A 22,618-nucleotide genomic window follows, 5' to 3' on the forward strand; every position below is an offset into this window, starting at 1 on the left:
CGATGGCGTTATGCCATCGTTTTTCCTCTAAGAAATTAACGTTTATTAATTTCTTCCATTAAAATTTGGTTTGTTAATTGTGGGTTAGCTTGTCCTTTTGAGGCTTTCATAATTTGGCCTAAAAGTGCTTTTACTGCACGATCTTTACCAGCTTTGAAATCCTCCACTGATTTTGAATCGTTATCAAGTACTGTTGTAACAAAGCCAAGAATAACAGCTGGGTCTGAAATTTGAACTAAGCCTTTTTCTTTCACGATTTTCGTAGCGTCTCCACCGTTTTCTACTAGCTCAGTGAATACTTTCTTCGCAATCTTAGATGAGATTGTGCCATCAGAAATTAATTTCACCATGCCTGCTAAGTTTTCTGGTGTTAATGCTGTATTTTTTAAATCTTTTTGCTCTGCGTTTAAGTAAGCTGAAACATCGCCCATTAACCAGTTTGCAGAAAGTTTTGCGTCTGCTCCAGCAACAGTCATTGCGTCGAAGAAATCAGAAATTTCCTTGTTCACTACAAGTACTGCCGCGTCATATGCAGTTAAGCCTAACTCTTCTACATAGCGTGCTTTTCGTGCATCCGGTAATTCAGGAATTGATTGGCGAATGCGCTCAACCCACTCATCTGAAATAGATAGGTGTACTAAATCTGGCTCTGGGAAGTAACGGTAATCATCCGTACCTTCTTTAACACGCATAAGCAATGTTTTACCAGTCTTTTCATCATAGCGACGTGTTTCTTGCTCAATTTCGCCACCTGACATTAGCACTTGAGCTTGACGGATTTCTTCATGCTCAAGACCTTTACGTACAAAGTTAAATGAGTTTAAGTTTTTCAGCTCGGCTTTTGTACCAAATTGTTCTTGACCATATGGACGTAATGAAACGTTCGCATCACAACGTAAAGAACCTTCCTCCATACGTACGTCAGAAACGCCCGCATATTGGATAATTGATTTTACTTTTTCAAGGTAGGCATATGCTTCGTCCGGTGTACGGATGTCTGGCTCAGATACGATTTCTACAAGTGGCGTACCTTGACGGTTTAAGTCTACTAAAGAATAGCCATCAGCGTGCGTTAATTTACCAGCATCTTCTTCCATATGAAGACGTGTAATACCGATTTTTTTCTTGTAACCTGGTTTGCCGTCTTTTGCTTCAATTTCAATTTCAACCCAACCATTTTTACCGATTGGTTTATCAAATTGTGAAATTTGGTAAGCTTTCGGATTATCCGGATAGAAGTAGTTTTTACGGTCGAACTTTGTTTCTTGTTCGATTTCCATGTTTAACGCTAAAGAAGCACGCATTGCATAGTCTACTACTTGCTTATTTAATACTGGTAAAACACCTGGGTAACCAAGGTCAATTACTGAAGTATTTGTGTTTGGCTCTGCGCCGAAGTGGTTAGGTGAAGCCGAGAAAATTTTAGATTTAGTTTTTAATTCAACGTGAATTTCTAAACCGATTACTGTTTCAAAGTTCATCTTATTTTACCTCCCATAATGCTGGAGTTTGTGTGTTGAAGTCTGTTTGTTGCTCATAAGCATAAGCTACACGGTAAATTGTTTCTTCATCGAAGTGTTTACCGATAATTTGTAAACCTAGTGGTAAACCATTTTCAAATCCACATGGTACAGAAATTGCTGGTACACCTGCTAAGTTAATAGGAATTGTTAAAATATCATTTGCGTACATTGTCATTGGATCTTCAATGTTTGCACCCACTTCGAACGCTGGTGTTGGCGCTGTAGGTCCAACAATTACATCGTAGTTTTCGAAAACCTTGTCGTAATCTGCTTTGATTAATGTACGTGCTTGTTGTGCTTTTTTGTAATACGCATCATACGTACCTGCTGATAATGAATAAGTACCAAGCATAATACGGCGTTTCACTTCATCGCCGAAACCTTCAGCGCGAGATTGTTTGTAAAGCTCTAATAAGTTTGTCGCATTTTCTGAACGGTAACCGTAACGAATACCATCGAAACGAGAAAGGTTAGAAGAAGCTTCTGATGATGAAAGAATATAATAAGCAGCTAATGCGTATTTAGAGTGAGGAAGTGAAACCTCTTCTACAGTCGCACCTTGTGCTTTTAATACTTCTAATGCATCTAATACAGATTTTTTCGCCGCTTCGCCAACGCCTTCACCTAAAAACTCTTTAGGTACCGCAATTTTTAAGCCTTTAATGTTGCCATCAAGTGCTGCTGCGTAGTTTGGTACTGGCACATCTGCAGAAGTAGAATCCATTTCATCCACACCTGAGATTGCTTCTAGTAATAATGCATTATCTGTTACATTACGTGTAATTGGTCCGATTTGATCTAATGAAGATGCAAATGCAACTAATCCAAAACGAGACACACGACCGTATGTAGGTTTCATCCCTACAACACCACAGTAAGCTGCCGGTTGACGGATTGAACCACCTGTATCTGAACCTAACGAGAATGGCACTTCGCCGGCTGCTACTGCTGCTGCAGATGCACCTGAAGATCCACCTGGTACGTGGTTAAGATTCCATGGGTTTTTTGTTGTTTTGTACGCTGAGTTTTCGTTTGAAGAACCCATTGCGAATTCGTCCATATTTAATTTACCGATTGTTACCATACCCGCATCGCGAAGTTTTTTTACGATTGTTGCATCGTAAATTGGCATGAAGCCTTCTAAAATTTTAGAAGCACAAGTCGTTTCTAAACCTTCTGTTACGATATTATCTTTAACCCCAATCGGCATACCGAAAAGTGGTCCGCGCTCCTCGAAAGGAACTTGATCTAGCTCTGCTGCACGAGCCGTTGCTTCTTCTTTATTTAAAGCTAAAAATGCTTGAACATCGCCGTCCAACTTTTCCACGCGGGCAAATGCTTCGCTTGTTAAGTCTGTAATTGTCAGTTCACGCGTTTTTAAAGCTTCTTGTAATTGTGCTGATGTGCGCTCAAATACTGTCATGTGACATGTCCCTCCTTAAATTATTCCATGATTGATGGTACTTTAATTTGACCAGCTTCTTGGTTCTTTACATTAAGCATTACTTTTTCAATTGATAAGCCTTCTTTAGCTACGTCTTCACGCATTACGTTTACAAGTGGTAAAACATGTGATGTTGGTTCTACGTTAGTTGTATCTAATTCATTTAGCTGCTCTGCAAAGTCTGTAATTTTGCCAAGTTGTTCAGCAAATTTCTCTGCATCCTCTTCTGTAATAGCAAGGCGAGCTAAGTGTGCTACGTGTTTTACTTCTTCTTTAGATATTTTTGCCATTTCCTACACCTCCAAATTCGAATTAACCATGCCAATAATCATACCATTTTTCCCTGTAAAAATCACAATTTTACCGAAAGTTTCAGCAAACAGCAGGAAGGTTTGGCCGTTTTTTGGAAAATTAAAGTAACCAATTATGTTTCGGCATAATTGCGTCCGGAATCCGCCGGGAGCTTAACTCCTTTCAGCGGGTGTTTGGACATCCGCTGAAAGAAGTTAAAGTGTTAACGTGTTTTTTTAGTCTATATAATGTGAAAAAACCATCATGTTGATCAAAAAAAATCAACATAATGGTTTGATGTTTTATATGTTTTAGTTATTCATAAATATGAATAATTGGCTCTTTTTCATTCGGCTCTTTTTTAATTAATACTTCTGGTCCATTTACTGAAGTAATGCTGATCGTAATTAATAAATCTTGCGGTAAATGAGTCAGCATTAACCCTGATAAATATTGTGTGAAGCCTGTAATTTCAGCTGTCCCATAAAATTGGATTGGGATTTCGATATCGAGTTTTTGTATTTCATTATCTTGATAAAAACCTGTTGCAAATACACTTGTGAAGTTCGAGAAATATTTATCGACATCTTGCTTAAAGTTTAGGAATTTCGTATTCATCTCACGGGTCACATCATCGGGTGTGGACATCGGGAATTTCACATATTTCTCATGAACATCTTCCCAATCCCCTAAAGCCGATTGGTTAGCATCAACTGAATTATATGCAAAATAAGTACCTGGAACAATTGAATTACGCTCTTCTTGCTTAAATAGCGCAATGACGATCGGTACATCAGCTAACTCTGAACGTGCTCTTAGTCGATTTATGACTTCCTGCGCGATTTTCTTCCCTTCTTTTTCTAACTCATTATCCGGGATTTTTTTCTCATAAAACTCTCCATATTTCTCTTTTTGATAGTAATAAACTGAATTTAATGCCAAACCAATGGAAATACCCGATAGCTTTACTTTATTATTGTCTGTTTTTGTTAAGTAATTTTGCTCCACTATATGGGCTAAGTACACGGGTGCTTCAGTTGCTTTAATCGTCGGGTCCATCTCTTGCCCTGTTGCCTCATCAATGCTCGAAGGATTTAGTCCCTGATTTTCAGGTCCTTCATCTTTTGTTTGATTTGGACGGGCTAGCCAATTTTTTAATGTGTCCTCGGATAAATATTGCCCCTCTTGAAAGAAGTAATTTTCGGTATCAAATTTATTTTGCGAAATGCGCATTAAACCTAATTCGGCTTCTTTCATATCATATTTTGTATAAATATTCGAAACAACTAATCCTCGGCTCGCACTTTCTTTATACGGGATCAATGTTTTATAGTAATTATCATTTATTTGCTTATTTGGGATAATGGTTGTCTCAACTTCTTCTGTTGAATCAGATTCCTGAGTGAGCTCTGTCTCTGGTGTAATCTTCGGTGCACACGCAGTAAGAAGCAAAGCTGCTACCATCGCCGGTAACCAGCGGTATTTTTTCATGAGAACGAGTCTCCTTTACTATTGTAATTGTTCTATTAGGCGGTTTTCATCCCAAATTTCAATGCCTAGACTTTGTGCTTTTTCTAGCTTTGAGCCGGCATCTTCTCCAACGATTACAAGATCTGTTTTCTTACTTACACTTCCTGCAATAATACCGCCTAACTGTTCTATTTTCGCCTTTGCATCATTACGTGTCAATTGTTGAAGTTTCCCTGTAAGAACAATCGTTTTTCCGGCAAATGGATTGGCACCGACCTCAACGACTACTTTTTTACCTGTATAATTCATATTGACATTGACATCTTTTAGACGACTTATTAATAGTTGAATTTGTTCATTTGCAAAGTAGGCAACGATGGATTCAGCCATTTTGTCACCAATTTCATGGATAGCGGTTAGTTGTTCTTCTGTTGCTTCCATTAATGGTTCAATCGTTTCAAAATGCTGTGCGAGAATTTTTGCTGCCTTTTCGCCCACATGACGAATGCCTAGACCAAATAATAGTTTCTCTAATGAATTCACCTTAGATTTTTCAATTGCCGCGATTAAATTGGTTGCTGATTTTTGCCCCATACGCTCAAGGTCAATCAGCATTTCAACTGTTAGTAAATAAAGGTCAGCCACATCCTTAATAGAGCCTTCACGTAATAGCTGCTCGACAACTTTTTCACCTAAGCCATCAATATTCATCGCGTTACGTGAAACAAAATGCTTCACACCTTCTGCAATTTGCGCAGGGCATAATGGATTAATACAACGTAATGCGACATCACTTTCAATTCGAACAACTTCCTCATCACATGCAGGACAATGGGTTGGCATCGTATATGGAATCGCATCTTCTGGGCGTTGTTCAAGCACGACGCCAACAATTTGCGGAATAATATCACCTGCTTTTCTTACAATTACAGTGTCATTAATGCGAATATCCTTTTCACGAATTAAATCCTCGTTATGAAGGGATGCACGACTCACTGTTGTTCCCGCAACAAGAACGGGTGTTAATAGCGCAGTTGGTGTAATAACGCCTGTACGCCCTACTGTCAGCTCGATATCTACAAGCTTTGTTACCACTTCTTCGGCAGGGAATTTATACGCAATTGCCCAACGTGGTGACTTTGCTGTAAAACCAAGCTCATCCTGTTGTGCAAATGAATTCACTTTAATAACGATTCCATCAATTTCATAAGGTAAATTAGGACGTGCTTCTGTCCACTTTTCTATAAACGCTAAAACCTCTTCAATTGTTGCACAGGCTTGTCTTTCTTTATTCGATGGGAAACCAAGACGCTCTAAATAATCGAGCATTTCACCATGACCATCAATACCATATGCCTCTCCATCGCCGCCAATCGAATAAATAAACGTTGATAAATTACGACTTGCTGCTATTTTCGGATCAAGCTGACGAAGAGAACCCGCTGCTGCATTACGTGGATTGGCAAACTGTTCTTCCTCTTTTTCACGACGCATTTCATTGAGCTTTTCAAATGATTTTTTTGGCATATACGCTTCACCACGTACTTCAATCGTTAATGGTTCTTTTAAGCGTAGTGGAATGGCACGAATCGTCTTTAAGTTCATCGTAATATCCTCACCAACAGATCCGTCACCACGTGTTGCGCCTTGCATAAATACACCGTTTTCATAGCGTAATGAAATGGCTAGACCATCGATTTTAAGCTCACATACATATGAAAAAGCGTCTCCAATTGCTTGGCGTATTTTCCGGTCAAAATCACGTAAATCCCCTTCATTAAACGCATTCGAAAGACTGAGCATCGCTGTTTGATGCGTTACTTTTTGGAAGCCTTCAACAACCGCTCCACCGACACGTTGCGTTGGAGAATCGGAATAAATGAATTGTGGATTCGCTTCTTCTAGTGCAATTAATTCGTGCAACAGCTGATCGTAAACACTATCTGCCACTAAAGGCTTGTCTTGTACATAATACGCAAAGCCATACTCATGAAGAAGCTGATTGAGCTCAGCTATTCTTTGTTCAATTTCATGCATTTTTATTTCCTCCTAAGCTTTTTGGATCGGTGCGAATTTTGCTAATAAGCGTTTAATACCTGTAGGTGCTGGGAATGCAATATCCAACTCCATTCCGTCTCCTTCACCTTTCACACTAACGACCATGCCAATACCCCATTTTCCATGGGCGGCTTTATCTCCAATTTTCCATTCAAATTGACTGCCACCTGTGTTTGCAAGACGGGAAGTCTGCGCTGCTGGACTTTGAACAGCACCTAATGAACGCTTCGTCGTCGCACGATCATAACGATTCGATGCGAAAGGTAAAGAGGTATCGCGGTAAGATGCACCACCTGACTTGGATACTTGCTCAATCACATCCTCGTCAATTTCACGCAAGAAACGAGAAGGTGCATTATAACCAGTCCGTCCAAAGATTGTTCGCGAGCCTGCACATGTTAAGTACAATCGCTGTTCTGCACGAGTCGCGCCGACATACATTAACCTTCTTTCTTCTGCCATTTCCTCTTCATTTTCTAATGAACGTGAATGCGGGAATATGTTTTCCTCCATGCCAATAATGAAAACAACTGGGAATTCCAGTCCCTTCGCAGCATGCATCGTCATTAATATAATGGAGCCCTTCGCTTTCTCCTCTTCATCTAAAGAATCAATATCTGCTACTAATGCAAGATCCGTTAAAAAGGCAACAAGTGATTGGTCTTCACTGCGTTTTTCGAAAGCCTGTGTTACCGTTAAAAATTCTTGAATGTTTTCAAGTCGACTTTCGGCTTCAATTGATTTTTCAGCTTCTAGCATTTTACGATAGCCTGATTTTTCGATTACTTCTTCTACAAGCTCAGTCACTGACAAGTCATTTTGTCGCTCAGTAAATGAACGAATCATATTGTAAAATTGTTCAGCTGATGCTGATGCCTTCCCTGTTAACCCCATAAAGACTAGCTCACTCATCGCATCAAAAATCGAACGGTCTTGCTCGATTGCATATTGGAGCATCTTATCAAATGACGTCGCTCCTATTGCTCGTTTTGGCTCGTTAATAATACGTGCGAGCGATAAATCATCATCATTGTTCGCAATTAAACGTAAATACGCAAGTAAGTCTTTAATCTCTTTACGGTCATAGAATTTTGTTCCGCCAACAATTTGATAGTTCATACTCGATTTTACGAGTACATCCTCAATTACACGTGACTGCGCATTCGTACGATAAAGTATGGCAAAATCATTGAGCTGATAGTTTTCATCTTTCATGAGCTTTTGGATTGTTCGAATGACATATTGCGCTTCATCCTGCTCATTGCCAGCCTTGTAAAGTTGAATTTTTTCGCCATCGGTATTGTCTGTACGCAATACTTTTTTATAGCGATTTTTATTCTTTTCAATGACGCTATTTGCTGCCTGTAATATACGTTTTGTCGAGCGATAGTTTTGCTCTAACATGATTACTTTAGCCTCTTTATAATCCTTTTCAAACGATAAAATATTCGTAATATCCGCGCCACGCCAACGATAAATCGACTGATCAGAATCCCCAACAACACAAATATTGCGGAATTTTTTAGCCAACATTTGCACTAAAAGATACTGCGTTTTGTTTGTATCCTGGTACTCATCCACGTGAATATACTGGAATTTATTTTGGTAAAATTCGAGCACATCTGGTGCCTGCTCAAATAGACGGATTGTCAGCATAATTAAATCGTCGAAATCGAGACTTTGATTTTGCTTTAAACGCTTTTGATAGCCTTTATACACCTGTGCCGCAATTTTTTCAAACGGATTGTGCGGATTTACATTGGCTTCGAATTGCGGGGCCGTAATGCATTCATTTTTTGCCGAACTAATCGTATTTAAGAGCGCGCGTGGATCGTATTTTTTCGGGTCAATATTATCCTGCTTTAGTATATTTTTTATAACCGTCAACTGGTCTGTACTATCCAAAATAGAAAAGCTTTTCGTATAGCCAATGCGATCAATATAGCGACGTAAAATTCGCACACACATTGAGTGGAACGTCGATACCCACATACCCTCTGTTGTACCGTTGCCAAGTATGCCATCAATTCGTTCACGCATTTCACGTGCGGCTTTATTCGTAAATGTGATCGCTAAAATTTTCGAAGGATATACTTGCCGCTCAACAACTAAATAGGCGATGCGATGTGTTAAAACGCGGGTTTTCCCTGAACCTGCACCAGCCATAATAAGTAGTGGTCCTTCTGTTGTTTTTACTGCTTCTGCTTGCTGTGGATTCATGCCTGTTACTAAACTTTTTGCAATATGATCCATACTACACCTTCCAATCCAAAAGAACATTTGTTCTTATTGTATATCATTTTGTTTCATTTTTCACTGCTTGTACTGTTTTTAACGCTGTATTTAAATCATCATATACAATATTTCCGACAATGACCGTATCTGCATAGGCAGCCATTTCTTTCGCCTGCTCAGGTGATGTAATGCCACCACCATAAAACAGCTTCGTATCACTCAATACTTCACTTACCGCTCTTACCACTTCAGTATCGCCATAAGTTCCGCTATATTCTAAATAAAAAATTGGCAGTTTAAAAAGATTCTCCGCCATGCGTGCATAGGCAACAACATCTTCCTCCGTTAAATCTGTTTTTGCATTTGTCAATTGCGCTACTTTACAATCTGGATTTAGCACAACATAGCCTTCTGCAACTAGCTCTTCCCAAATTAAAATATCGCCATATTCTCTTATCGCCTCATGATGCAAATCTTTTACCCAACGCGTCTCTGTACTATTTAATACCGTCGGAATGAAATAATAATCGTAGCCTGGTGTAATACTTTCTAAATTTGAAATTTCTAAAGCAATCGGCACTGAAAAACGACGCACACGTACTAAAAGGTCTAATACCCCATCTAACGTGACATCATCCGTGCCCCCAACTAAAATAACATCTGTTCCTGATTCACAAATTTGCTCCAGTGCTTCATCAGAAATCTCTTTTGCAGGGTCTAATTTAAACACATGTTGCCAATTTAAATATTCCATTTTTATATCCACCTGTTCATTCATCAATTTATACTTTAATCTTCAACTATAAGTATAGCGAAGTTTCTAGAAATATTAAAAGACTGAGCAAATAAAATGCCCAGCCTTTTCACACAATTTTATTTTAAGCCCTAGCCCAATATGTCGAGGAGCCCCGTTCAATCTTACTTTGGTGAAAATGGTTTCTCATCAGGATACAAGCGTCCCAGCATCTCATCATACGTATCATTCCCGTAATCAAAGCAGCGGCGAACACGTGAAATTGTTGCTGTTGAAGCACCTGTTTCTTTTTTGATCGTCTCATACGTTTTCTTTAAACGTAATAAATGTGCTACTTCAAAGCGTTGTGCTAATGATTGTATTTCACTAATTGTGCATAAATCATCAAAAAACTTGTAGCATTCTTCAATATCGTTTAATTCAAGGACCGCCTTAAATAACTGCTCTGTTTGATGACCGCGAATTTTTTCGATTTGCATATAGTTCCCCCCTCTTCCTCTCTATTGTGAATATGTAACAGATGACGCGAGCCCTGGTGACGTTGGTACAAAATGAACCCACGTTTGCCCTGGTACTAGCTTCACTTCAGAACCATCTTCTTCTATGGCAATTAAAAAACCATCTGTATTTTTCCATTTTACTTCACGCATCATTCCACCCTGAAAAACATATGCGTTCCCTCCACCTTTAATATTGATTTCGCGTCTACCTTCGTTATCAATCGTTTGATGGGGCATTTCAAAAAATAAAACGTTGGCTAATTCGATTGGCTGCTGCGTTACATAATCTACTGTTTGGACATTAGCAGAAAATCTTGTATAGCTATTTGCCTCTGAATCAAATACATACTGGCTATTAAATTTCCCATTCGTACTATAGTTTATCGCTACTTCACTAGCCTGTGTTCCTATTTTAACACTATCTTCGCCTTCATAAAAAGGATAAGATACTTTTTTCTGATAAAGTAGTGAAGCCCCAATTTTTTCCGCTCCTGCAAGTACATTTTCGCCTGAAATATAGGAATTATGTGGTGCTCTTCGCTCAGAGGAACGTTTGAAATAAATGCCATCATATTTCATCCCATTAATCCCTTCTACCACTTTCCTATCTAGCATAGATTTCGCCTCTGGACTATAGCCATGCGCTATATAAAATGCATCTAAACCTTTCGCAATATCGATAAAGTAAGATCGTGCACTTCGAATTGGACCGATAGATTCTGGAATTTTCGACTGATACAATGCTAAAAATCTCGTTACATCGCCTTCTGCAAGCATTTCATAAACGACATCTGCCTGCGCTAAACCCGATTGTGGACGTGCTAATGGATGATTATTAATCGTCGCAATAATAGGACGCTGCGTTATTTCCTCGGCAATTGGCTCACCCGTAAACGGCGCAACAAATGGCAGTACCGCCTCTTCAACGTTAACATCTTCCTCTTGTTTCTCATTTTCTTCAATTTCTACTTCCGGTTGCTCCACCTGTTCTTTATCCGAACAACCTGAAACGACCGCTGCACTTATAATAGCTGCAATAAATAAACCGCGCATCCTCATTTTGTTCTCCTCCTATTTTGGTTAACGCATTACAGATGGTAGCATGACTGTATTTTTCAGGACATCGAAAATCCCTCTTGGTGTTATACGGATATAAGGTAAATGCGTTGATTGTAAAAATAGTAATGTATAAATTGCATCAGTATAGTGATAGCCACGGTCCTTTAAAGCTGCCTTTAAATCTAGCTCTAGTGAAATAACGTTCTCCACTTTCCCATCAAAGAACGAACCCGAAAATGCTAACGGTAGGGATGTCACAACTTGTCCATTCTCCACTAATACGATGCCGCCATTCATTTTCTTTAATTCTTCAAAAGCATGCTTCATATCTTCCATACTCTTTCCTATTAAGATGATATCGCCTGTATTTGAATATGAGGAAGCAAAGCCCTTTACGTGCGTGGCAAAGCCTTTCAGCATTGTATTAATGCGCCAAGCTCCATCGCGATCGACTAGCATTAAATAGCTTTCGTCATGGTCTGTTGACAATTTATTTCCTTTATTTGTAACGCTGTATGGTTTCGTTATCACATCATTAACCATCTCAATACCGATTGGCATTGAAAATTGGAAATCTGTATCTGTTAAATCAAAATCAATCGTTAATTTTCCAAAATCGGATAAATCCATTGTTGGGAATGCTTGTTGATCTACATGATTACGTTTCAACCAAACTCCTTTTGAAAGAACAGATTCTGGAGTTGGTGAGTATTCATCTGGCAAAATATTAATATTTGCATAACGTCCCGTCGCAATAATTCCATGTAAATTGGACATATCATAGTAGCGCGCGACATTGTAAGATGCCATGTTGTACGCGTCAATTGGACTAACACCTGCTTCTATTGCAGCACGAATACATTTATCAATAACACCATCTTGATGGAAGCTTGGAGTTGAGCCATCCGTTGTCATCATTAAATGGTCAAAAATTGGATATCCTCGCTCAACAACGCCCTTTAATATTTGCGGTAAATCTGGGCGAATGGAAGAATAACGTAGTGTCACGGCATAGCCATGTAAAATGCGCGCCTCTACATCTTCAATTGTCATTGCTTCATGATCTCCATCAACACCAAATAAACGCATTTTTGCCAATGTTTTTTCCGATGCACCAGGGAAATGGCCTTCGATTTTCTTACCTTTATGCTTCGCTGCTTGAATCCAATATAGCATTTGGTCATCACCACGCGTTAAACGTGGCCAGCCTGTCAATTCGCCACCTAAAAGCACATCCGGACGATCTAACCATTCACATACCGAAGCATTCGAATAAAGCTCCCCTTCGTTTTCAAGCGCTGTTTGTGAATCAAATCTCGCCCACCAATAAAATGAAAATGGCAATTGACTTAATTTATCTAAAAAAGAAAACGCTTTCTTATTTTCAAACATGGAAACAAAGGACATATTATCTGAAATAAATGTCGTCGTACCCGATTGTGCACAAAACTGCGCAAAGCTATATGGATTATAAAGTTGGAATGGATGTACATGTGGCTCAATATAGCCAGGTACAACTGTTTTCCCCGTCATATCTAGTACTTCTGTGCCTTCTAAATTAGCTGGCATTTCCTTTCCAACATACACAATGCGGTCACCAGAAATCCAAATATTTCCCGTCAACCATTGCTTATAAATACTATGTAAGTATTTTGCATTTTGTAGCACGATGCTAGGGGATACCTTCCCATCAATAATACTTACTTGTTCACGAATATTATTTAATTTCCATTTGATTTCAGACACAATAAACGCTCCTCTCAACTACCAGAATTTTTATTAATTACCCTTAAATCGATGAAAATATTTCATTTTCGAACTTATTTTTATCGTATCATAGCACTTTCATAAAGCAAAGTATTATAGAAAAAAATTACAATTCAAAAAGTACGGTAGTCATATTTCTACCGTACTTCCCAACGACTGCTACGTCTTTCTCTGACGAATAATCAGCAAAACTTCATTCTATTATTCAAATGTTCTCCAGCCAATATCTTGACGGAAGAAGAAGTTCGACCATTCCTTTTTGGCAAGTTCAGCATATACTTTTTCTTGCGCTGCTTTTAAATCTTTCGCTTCCGCAGCAACTAAAATGACACGGCCGCCATTTCCGACAAATTGGCCATCTACAAGCTTTGTACCTGCGTGATAAATCGGAAGTGCTGAATCGTTTAAATTAGGAAGCGTATTCCCTTTTACTACATCTCCAGGATAACCTTCAGCAGCTACGACAACGCCTAAAATTGCTTCTTCTTTCCATTGTAGATTGAAAGGCTTTTCGTTCATTAATGCGAGCATAAATTCACCAAAATCCGATGCCATGCGTGGTAAAACGACCTGTGTTTCTGGGTCACCGAAACGCGCATTGAACTCGATTACTTTCGGACCTTTTTGAGTTAAAATTAATCCAGCATATAAAATACCTGTAAACGATACGCCTTCAGCTTCCATTGCCTTTACTGTTGGTTCAACAATTGTGTCATAAGCTTCTTTTACAATTTCCGCTGAAATTTGTGGCACTGGTGAATAGGCACCCATACCACCTGTGTTCGGTCCTCTATCGCCGTCATAAGCACGTTTATGATCTTGTGCAATAACCATTGGATAAATTTGTCCTTTGTGAACAAATGACATAAAGCTAAACTCTTCCCCATCAAGGAATTCTTCAACTACTACGCGAGAAGAAGAGTCACCAAAGCGTTGATTTCCAATCATATCCTCTACCGCTTCAATTGCTTCTGCTTCGGTTATTGCTACAATTACACCTTTACCTGCTGCAAGTCCATCTGCTTTAATAACGATTGGTGCACCTTGTTCTTTAATGTACGCCACAGCTTTATCGGCTTCAGTAAACGTTTCATGTGCTGCAGTTGGAATATTATATTTATTCATAATATCTTTGGCATACGATTTTGAGCCTTCAATTTGTGCTGCTGCTTTTGTTGGTCCAAAGATTACTAAGCCTTGCTCATTAAAGTAATCTACAATCCCTTCAGCTAATGGCTGCTCTGGACCTACGAATGTTAAAGCTACTTCATTTCCCTTTGCAAATTCCGCTAATTTCGTGAAATCAGATGCTTCAATTGCAATGATTTCTGCATCATTCTTCATCCCATCATTGCCTGGGGCAACAAATACTTTCTGTACTGAAGGGGCATTATTAAATTGCTTAGCGATCGCATGTTCACGACCACCACTACCGATTACAAGTATATTCATTTTTTTGCTCTCCTTTTATTATCAATTACGCCTCGGCGTAATTGCGTCTAATTTTTGAATTTAGTTTTAAGCACTATGTATTTTTTGTATAGTAGAAAAAAAAAACGCCCGCCAAAAGCAGGCGAGCGTTTTTATTAATAAAGTGGCAACAATGCTATCCGACCAGAATAGTACTGCTGCGTCCCCTATAAATAAAGGTTGTTAACAGGCATCCCCCGACCAAAGTGGATGTTTGTTAACAATTTATTGAACGGAGGACCCGGCCAAGGTCATCCATTCGGTCTTCTTCACTATTTTTCCGGCCAGAAAGAATAGTGAAGAAAGCATTTGCAAACGCTTCTGCTAATGCCCGGCCAGAGCATTAGTGAAACATTATTCTATTATACTATACATAGTGATGAATTTTCAATTAATGTTTGAAATGACGAACCCCAGTAAATACCATCGCAATACCGTATTTATTCGCTGCGTCGATTGATTCTTGATCTTTAATAGAGCCACCTGGTTGGATAATTGCTTTAATTCCTGCTTTAGCAGCAGCTTCAACTGTGTCACCCATTGGGAAGAATGCGTCCGATGCAAGTGCTGCTCCGTTTGCTTTTTCTCCCGCTTGCTCAAAGGCAATTTTCGCTGCACCAACACGGTTCATTTGACCAGCACCAACGCCTAATGTCATTTGATCGTCTGTTACTACGATTGCATTTGATTTTACGTGCTTCACAACTGCCCAGCCAAGTTTTAATGCGTTCCACTCCGCTTCAGTTGGTTCGCGGTCTGTTACGACTTTAATTTCTGCTTCGTTAAAACCATAGCGGTCTGGCTCTTGAACAAGTAAGCCACCTTCTACCGATACCACATTGAATTGATCTTGCTTCGCTTGTGCAAAGTCAATTGTCATTAAGCGGATATTTTTCTTTTTCGTTAAAATTTCAAGTGCTTCCTCTGTGAATGAAGGTGCAATAATAATTTCTAAGAAAATTTCGCTTAATTTCATTGCTGTCGCAGCATCTACTTCCTTATTTAGTGCGATAATGCCTCCGAAAATAGATGTTGGATCTGCTTCATATGCTTTATTGAATGCTTCTTCAATTGTTTCACCTGTACCAACACCACATGGATTCATATGCTTTACAGCAACTGCTGCTGGCATTTTGAATTCTTTTACAATTTGTAATGCAGCATTGGCATCTTGGATGTTATTGTAAGATAATTCTTTACCATGTAATTGATTGGCATAAGCGATTGAGAAGTCAGAGCCTAGACGTTTTGCATAAAATGCTGCTTTTTGGTGTGGGTTTTCACCGTAACGTAACGTTTGTTTCAACTCATAAGTTAATGTCATGTTTTCCGGGAATTCTTCGCCAATTGCACTTGAAAGATGATTTGAAATATACGAATCATATGCAGCTGTATGACGGAATACTTTAGCCGCTAAACGACGACGTGTTTCTAATGTAGTTTTGTTATCTACTTTTAGCTCTTCTAAAACAGTGGCATAGTCATTTGCATCCACGATTACAGTTACATAATCATGATTTTTTGCTGCAGAACGTAGCATTGTTGGACCACCGATATCGATGTTTTCAATCGCGTCATCCCAAGAAACATTTGGCTTAGAAATTGTTTCAACGAATGGGTAAAGATTTACACATACGATTTCGATTGGCTCGATACCATGCTCTTGCATTTGTGCTACATGGCTTGGTTCGTCAAATTTCCCTAAAAGACCACCGTGAATCATTGGGTTTAATGTTTTAACACGGCCATCTAAAATTTCTGGGAATTTTGTTACTTCATCCACTGCTGTTACTGGTACATTGTTATCGTGAAGTAATTGTTTTGTACCACCAGTTGATAATACTTCATAGCCTAGAGCTACTAATTCTTTTGCAAATTCTAAAATACCACTTTTATCTGAAACACTAATAAGTGCGCGTTTAGTCACGATTAGGTCCTCCAATTAATTTCAATTTCAATAATCTTTTCCGTGAGCACATCCCACACAAGAGCGGCTCAAACGAAAATTAGCTGTTGAATAACTGCTGTAATGTATTTGTGTACAGTTCATGCTCTAGTTGGTGAATACGAGATTCCGTTGCAACGCGGTCGTCTTCTACAACATCGACAACGCCTTGTGCAATAATCTTCCCTGTATCCATACCAGCATCTACATAATGTACTGTTACACCCGTAATTTTCACACCATGCTCCATTGCTTGTCCAATTGCATCTTTGCCTGGAAATGATGGTAGTAAAGATGGGTGAATATTTATGATACGATTTTCAAACGCGGACAATAATGTCTCACCAACAAGACGCATGTACCCCGCCAAAATAACCCATTCAATATTCTTTTCTTGTAGCACTTCAATAATCTTCTCTTCGTAAGCGGCCTTTGATTCAAATGTTTTTGGCACTAATTCCAATACTGGAATGCCCATTTTTTCGGCACGCGTTACGACGAAGGCACCTGGCTTGTCTGTAATAACAAGCCCGATGTTTGCTGTTAATTCGCCGCGCTCAATGCTTTCGGCAATTGCTTGAAAGTTACTGCCACTGCCTGAAGCAAATACTGCGATTTTGGCTACCATTATACTAAACTCCCGTCGTGGTCACCGTTGAAAATAACGCCTTCACCTTTTACTACGCGACCAATTGTATAAGCTTTTTCGCCATTTGCTTCAGCTGCTGCGATCACCTTATCCACTTCACTTGCAGGAACAGCCATTACAAATCCAATTCCCATATTAAAAACGTTATATAAATCCTTGTCTGCTAAAGCACCTTTTTCCTTTAAAAAGTCAAAGATACGTAATACTGGCCAAGAACCTAAGTCAATTTCTGTTGCTAAACCTTTTGGCATCATGCGTGGTAAGTTTTCATAGAAACCACCACCTGTTACGTGTGCACAACCATGAACGTCTGCTGCTTTTAAAGCTGCTAATACAGGTTTTGCGTAAAGCTTAGTAGGTACTAAAAGCGCTTCGCCGATTGGACCAAGATCTTCATAACCTTCTACAACTGCATCTACTGCATACTCATTATCTGCAAATACAACTTTACGCACTAATGAGTAACCGTTTGAGTGAACGCCACTTGAAGCAAGACCAATTAGTACGTCTCCTTCTACAATCTTTTCACCTGTAACGATATCTGACTTTTCACAAGCACCTACTGCAAAGCCAGCTAAATCATACTCATCTTCTTCATAAAGACCTGGCATTTCTGCTGTTTCGCCACCGATTAGTGCTGCACCAGATTGTACACAGCCATCTGCTACACCTTTTACGATTTGCTCGATTTTTGCAGGCACTGCTTTACCTACCGCAACATAGTCAAGGAAGTATAGTGGCTCTGCACCTTGTGCAACAATATCGTTTACACACATAGCTACACAATCAACACCGATTGTGTCATGCTTATCCACCATAAAAGCAAGCTTTAGCTTTGTTCCAACACCATCAGTACCTGAAATAAGAACCGGCTCTTTTAAGTTCAGTACAGACAAATCGAACATGCCGCCAAAACCACCAAATGTCCCCATCACACCTAATCGATTCGTACGATCAACGTGTGATTTCATTCGCTTTACTGCTTCATAACCTGCTTCAATATTTACGCCTGCTTGTTCATATGCTTTTGACATAATGTACTTGCTCCTCCTTTAGAAAGACACGTCTTGTACCAATTAGCACAAGACGATATTCTTACTTATGTCGACTAAGGTCGATTAACACTTTTTGTCAACTAGGTAACCTTCTTAAAATTCTTTTTCGTGTGGTAAAACTGTATCTGGAAAAATTTCTGTTGGATATTTTCCTGTGAAGCATGCCATACATAGACCAGCATTCTCGTCTTCAAATGGTCGTTCTGTTGCACGAACTAAGCCATCAGCTGATAAAAATGTTAATGAATCCGCTTCAATTGCTACTCTTATGTCTTCAACCGAATGACTTGAAGCGATTAGCTCCTCATGTGTTGACGTATCGATTCCGTAAAAACAAGGATCTGTCATTGGTGGAGATGAAATGACAACATGTACTTCTGTTGCACCCGCTTCTTTTAACATACGGACAATACGCTTAGAAGTTGTCCCACGTACGATTGAATCATCTACCATGATTACGCGCTTGCCTTTTACAACTTGAACAACTGGTGAAAGCTTCATTTTCACTCCACGCTCGCGCAGCTCTTGCGTTGGCTGAATAAATGTACGGCCAACATAACGGTTTTTAATAAGTCCAAGCTCATATGGAATTCCGCTCTCTTCAGAAAAACCAATTGCTGCTGAAATCGATGAATCCGGAACACCCGTTATAACATCTGCTTCAATATGTGCGCATTCTTTTGCAAGCTCTTTGCCCATACGTTTACGTGCCATATGAATATTAATGCCGTCAATATTTGAATCAGGACGTGCAAAGTAGACATACTCCATTGCACACATAGTACGTTTATCTTTTTCAACAAAGCTATCTACTTCTAAGCCATTGTTTGAAATGATTAATAATTCACCAGGCTCTACTTCACGAACATATTCAGCTCCGATTAAGTCAAATGCACATGTTTCAGAAGCTACCACGTATGCATCGCCTAATTTACCTAATGATAACGGTCGTAATCCGTTACGGTCACGCGCCACAATCATGCTATCATTTGTTAATAAAATAATTGCAAAGGCACCTTTTAATAAAGATAGAGCATTTTTCACTTTTGAACGGAACGGTGAATGCGATGATTTTTTAATCAAATGCACGACTACTTCCGTATCTGAAGTCGAGTTGAAAATACTACCAGAGCGCTCCAGATATTGCTTTAAGTGCGTTGCGTTTACCAGATTACCGTTATGTGCAATCGCTAATGAACCTGTTGATGAACGAAATAACAACGGTTGAACGTTTTCTATTCCTTTACCACCTGCTGTTGCATAACGTACATGGGCAATTGCTGCATGACCCGTAACTTTAGATAATTTATCTTCATTAAATACATCATTAACAAGTCCTTCTCCGCGTACAGCCTGAAGCTGTTTACCGTCAGTTGTGACGATACCAGCTCCTTCTTGTCCACGATGTTGCAACGCATGTAAGCCATAGTAGCTTAAGTGAGCTGCACTTTGATTACCCCAAATACCAAATACACCACATTCTTCATTTAAGCCTCTGATTTCAGCAAGCATGGAATTGCTCCTTTCCAAGCCGAACGGAATTCATCCACAGTACCTTCAACTAATACTCCTTGGTTACCATTGATTTTAATGCTTGCGTCTTCTGTTACAACGCCAACCTTTTTCGCATCTGTAATGATTTTTTCAAATGCTTCTGCATTTTCTTCTTTAACCGTTAAGATGAAACGAGATTGTGACTCAGCGAATAAAGCGGTAACTGCTGAACCTTCAATTGTTGCTTGAATACCTAAGCCTTTTGCGCTAAATGTTTTTTCAGCTAAAGCCACGGCTACGCCACCTTCAGAAACATCATGTGCAGATTGAACTAAACCAGCTTGAATTGCTTCTAAGATTGCTTTTTGGCGAGCTGCTTCTACTGTTAAATCAATTGCAGGTGCTTTCCCAGAAATTTTACCGTTGTTAATTAATTTTTGTAATTCAGAACCACCAAACTCTGTTGTTGTTTCACCAATTACATACACAACGTCACCAGCAGCTTTCACTTCTTGTGTTGTTACGTGTGCTAAATCTTTTATTAAACCAACCATACCAATTGTTGGTGTTGGGTAAACTGCTTCACCAGAACGCTCGTTATACATTGATACGTTACCACCTATTACTGGTGCATCTAATGCTAAACATGCTTCTGAAATACCATCAGCTGACTTTTGAATTTGCCAGAAAATTTCTGGTTTCTCTGGGTTACCGAAGTTTAAACAGTCTGTAATTGCAAGTGGTTGTCCACCAGAACATACGATATTACGTGCTGCTTCAGCAACCGCGATTTTCCCGCCTGTAGTTGGATCTAAATAGATGTAGCGAGAGTTACAATCTGTTGTCATCGCTAGACCTTTATTTGTGCCACGTACACGAACCACTGCTGCATCAGAACCTGGTGCTACCACCGTACTTGTACGTACTTGGTAATCATATTGGTCATAAACCCACTCTTTAGAAGCAACAGTTGGTGCTTTAAGTAGTGCCGTTAATGTTTCTTTGTAATCTGCTACAGTTGGTTCAACATTTTCCATTGCTTGGAACTCAGCAAAGTAAGCTGGTTCTGCATCTGGCATATTGTACACCGGTGCATCTTCAGCAAGTGCATCAGCAAGAATTTCCGCTACTACCTCACCGTTGTGGATTAAGCGTAACATTTTATCATCCGTCACATGACCAACTGCTACAGCATCTAAATCATATTTCTCAAAAATCTCTTTAATCTCTTCCTCGCGACCTGCTTTTACAACGATTAACATACGCTCTTGAGATTCAGATAACATCATCTCGTATGCTGTCATGTTCGTTTCACGTTGCGGGATTAAGTTTAAGTTCATCTCTACACCAGTACCAGCTTTAGAAGCCATCTCTGCTGAAGATGATGTAAGACCCGCAGCACCCATATCTTGAATCCCAACTAATGCGTCAGATTTAACCACTTCTAGGCACGCTTCAAGAAGAAGTTTTTCCATGAATGGGTCACCAACTTGTACTGCTGAGCGGCTTTCTTCTGTATCTTCAGATAATTCTTCAGAAGAGAATGTCGCGCCGTGGATCCCGTCACGACCAGTTTTTGCACCAACATACATTACTGTGTTACCTACACCAGCGGCAATCCCTTTTTGAATATCCTTATGGTCGATTAAGCCCACGCACATAGCGTTAACAAGTGGATTTCCTTCATAGCAAGGGTCGAACTGAATTTCGCCGCCTACTGTTGGAATACCGATACAGTTACCATAGCCTGCGATACCTGCAACAACTTCTTCAAATAAATACTTACCACGCGCTGTTTTTAGTTCTCCAAAACGTAGTGAGTTAAGCATTGCGATTGGACGTGCACCCATTGAGAATACGTCACGGATAATACCACCAACACCTGTTGCTGCACCTTGGTATGGCTCGATTGCAGATGGATGGTTATGTGATTCCATTTTGAATACAACAGCTTGCTCGTCACCGATGTCAACAATACCAGCACCTTCACCAGGTCCTTGTAGAACTTGAGGACCTTTTGTTGGGAATTTACGCAATACTGGCTTTGATTTTTTGTAAGAGCAGTGTTCTGACCACATTACTGAGAAAAGACCAGTTTCAGTCCAGTTCGGTAGGCGTCCACCTAATTTTTCTATTGCTAAATCAAACTCTGCATCTGACATCCCCATGTCCGCATAAAGACGTTGCTCTTTAATTTGCTCTGGTGATGGCTCAAAATTAGTTGTTGACATGTTGTTCCCTCCACTGCTTAACAATTGATTTAAATACCTTTAATCCGTCCGCGCCACCTACAAGTGCATCAACTGCACGCTCTGGGTGAGGCATCATTCCAAGTACATTACCGCGCTCGTTTGTAATTCCTGCGATATCTTCTAAAGAACCATTAGGATTGTCACCTGCATATGTGAATACGATTTGGTTATTCGCTTTTAATTTTGCTAATGTCTCTTCGTCACAGTAGTAGTTCCCTTCACCGTGAGCGATTGGCACTTGAATTTCTTCGCCTGCTTCATATTGATTTGTAAATAACGTGTTGTTATTTTCAACTTTTAAAGTAACAGTACGGCACATGAATTTTAAGTTTTTGTTACGTAAAAGGGCACCTGGAAGTAATCCCGCTTCCGTTAAAATCTGGAATCCATTACATACACCAAGCACTGGTTTGCCCGCTTCAGCTGCTTTCTTCACTTCTACCATGATATTAGATTGATTGGCCATAGCACCACAGCGTAAGTAATCTCCATAAGAGAAGCCACCTGGAACTAAAATTCCGTCAAAACCACTTAAGTCTGTTTCAGTATGCCAAACATATTCTACTTCTTCGCCCAGTTCATCTTTAATTGCATGATACATATCGATATCACAGTTAGACCCTGGGAAAACGAGTACTGCAAATTTCATTGC

Annotated in this window: 17 protein-coding genes; all 17 read right to left on the reverse strand. The window is 39.5% G+C overall.

Annotation, left to right across the window (positions count from 1 at the left end; all coding sequences use genetic code 11):
- Positions 1-35: 35 nt before the first annotated feature.
- A complete protein-coding gene (gene gatB, locus CSE16_RS19190; RefSeq protein ID WP_099425360.1) occupies positions 36-1,481 on the reverse strand; it encodes an Asp-tRNA(Asn)/Glu-tRNA(Gln) amidotransferase subunit GatB in 1,446 nt (481 codons plus the stop codon).
- A 1-nt stretch (position 1,482) separates the two neighbouring features.
- Positions 1,483-2,946, reverse strand: a complete 1,464-nt coding sequence (gene gatA / locus CSE16_RS19195) for an Asp-tRNA(Asn)/Glu-tRNA(Gln) amidotransferase subunit GatA (protein WP_099425361.1) — start codon at positions 2,944-2,946, stop codon at positions 1,483-1,485.
- Positions 2,947-2,966: 20 nt separating this feature from the next.
- On the reverse strand, positions 2,967-3,257 hold the full coding sequence (gene gatC / locus CSE16_RS19200) for an Asp-tRNA(Asn)/Glu-tRNA(Gln) amidotransferase subunit GatC (protein ID WP_099425362.1): 291 nt from the start codon (positions 3,255-3,257) through the stop codon (positions 2,967-2,969).
- A gap of 316 nt (positions 3,258-3,573) precedes the next feature.
- A complete protein-coding gene (locus CSE16_RS19205; protein ID WP_099425363.1) occupies positions 3,574-4,749 on the reverse strand; it encodes a CamS family sex pheromone protein in 1,176 nt (391 codons plus the stop codon).
- Between the two features lie 18 nt (positions 4,750-4,767).
- Positions 4,768-6,765, reverse strand: coding sequence for an NAD-dependent DNA ligase LigA (gene ligA / locus CSE16_RS19210; RefSeq protein ID WP_099425364.1), 1,998 nt, complete (start codon positions 6,763-6,765; stop codon positions 4,768-4,770).
- 12 nt (positions 6,766-6,777) lie between these two features.
- The gene (gene pcrA / locus CSE16_RS19215) at positions 6,778-9,039 is read right to left on the reverse strand and encodes a DNA helicase PcrA (protein ID WP_099425365.1); all 2,262 of its coding nucleotides are present in this window, start codon (positions 9,037-9,039) and stop codon (positions 6,778-6,780) included.
- 43 nt (positions 9,040-9,082) lie between these two features.
- Positions 9,083-9,775, reverse strand: a complete 693-nt coding sequence (locus CSE16_RS19220; RefSeq protein WP_099425366.1) for a heptaprenylglyceryl phosphate synthase — start codon at positions 9,773-9,775, stop codon at positions 9,083-9,085.
- 164 nt (positions 9,776-9,939) lie between these two features.
- A complete protein-coding gene (locus CSE16_RS19225) occupies positions 9,940-10,254 on the reverse strand; it encodes a YerC/YecD family TrpR-related protein (protein WP_099425367.1) in 315 nt (104 codons plus the stop codon).
- Between the two features lie 21 nt (positions 10,255-10,275).
- Positions 10,276-11,334, reverse strand: coding sequence for a DUF3048 domain-containing protein (locus CSE16_RS19230; protein ID WP_099425368.1), 1,059 nt, complete (start codon positions 11,332-11,334; stop codon positions 10,276-10,278).
- A 21-nt stretch (positions 11,335-11,355) separates the two neighbouring features.
- Positions 11,356-13,080: an adenine deaminase C-terminal domain-containing protein gene (locus tag CSE16_RS19235; protein WP_099425369.1), complete on the reverse strand. Its 1,725-nt coding sequence runs from the start codon at positions 13,078-13,080 to the stop codon at positions 11,356-11,358.
- A 222-nt stretch (positions 13,081-13,302) separates the two neighbouring features.
- Positions 13,303-14,553, reverse strand: a complete 1,251-nt coding sequence (gene purD, locus CSE16_RS19240; RefSeq protein ID WP_099425370.1) for a phosphoribosylamine--glycine ligase — start codon at positions 14,551-14,553, stop codon at positions 13,303-13,305.
- Positions 14,554-14,962: 409 nt separating this feature from the next.
- Entirely contained in the window at positions 14,963-16,498 is a 1,536-nt protein-coding gene (purH, locus tag CSE16_RS19245; RefSeq protein WP_099425371.1) for a bifunctional phosphoribosylaminoimidazolecarboxamide formyltransferase/IMP cyclohydrolase, read from the reverse strand.
- Positions 16,499-16,577: 79 nt separating this feature from the next.
- Positions 16,578-17,144 carry a phosphoribosylglycinamide formyltransferase gene (gene purN, locus CSE16_RS19250; RefSeq protein WP_099425372.1) on the reverse strand — a complete coding sequence of 189 codons (567 nt, stop codon included), beginning with the start codon at positions 17,142-17,144 and terminating at the stop codon, positions 16,578-16,580.
- On the reverse strand, positions 17,144-18,199 hold the full coding sequence (gene purM / locus CSE16_RS19255) for a phosphoribosylformylglycinamidine cyclo-ligase (RefSeq protein ID WP_099425373.1): 1,056 nt from the start codon (positions 18,197-18,199) through the stop codon (positions 17,144-17,146). The genes purN and purM overlap by 1 nt, the downstream gene beginning before the upstream one ends.
- A gap of 114 nt (positions 18,200-18,313) precedes the next feature.
- Positions 18,314-19,732 (reverse strand): amidophosphoribosyltransferase, encoded by a 1,419-nt coding sequence (gene purF / locus CSE16_RS19260; RefSeq protein ID WP_099425374.1) that lies wholly within the window; start codon positions 19,730-19,732, stop codon positions 18,314-18,316.
- Entirely contained in the window at positions 19,708-21,945 is a 2,238-nt protein-coding gene (gene purL, locus CSE16_RS19265) for a phosphoribosylformylglycinamidine synthase subunit PurL (RefSeq protein ID WP_099425375.1), read from the reverse strand. Before purL ends, purF begins: the two co-directional genes overlap by 25 nt.
- Entirely contained in the window at positions 21,932-22,615 is a 684-nt protein-coding gene (gene purQ / locus CSE16_RS19270; RefSeq protein WP_099425376.1) for a phosphoribosylformylglycinamidine synthase subunit PurQ, read from the reverse strand. The genes purL and purQ overlap by 14 nt, the downstream gene beginning before the upstream one ends.
- Between the last annotated feature and the right edge of the window lie 3 nt (positions 22,616-22,618).

The organism is Solibacillus sp. R5-41, assembly GCF_002736105.1.
Taxonomy (GTDB): domain Bacteria; phylum Bacillota; class Bacilli; order Bacillales_A; family Planococcaceae; genus Solibacillus.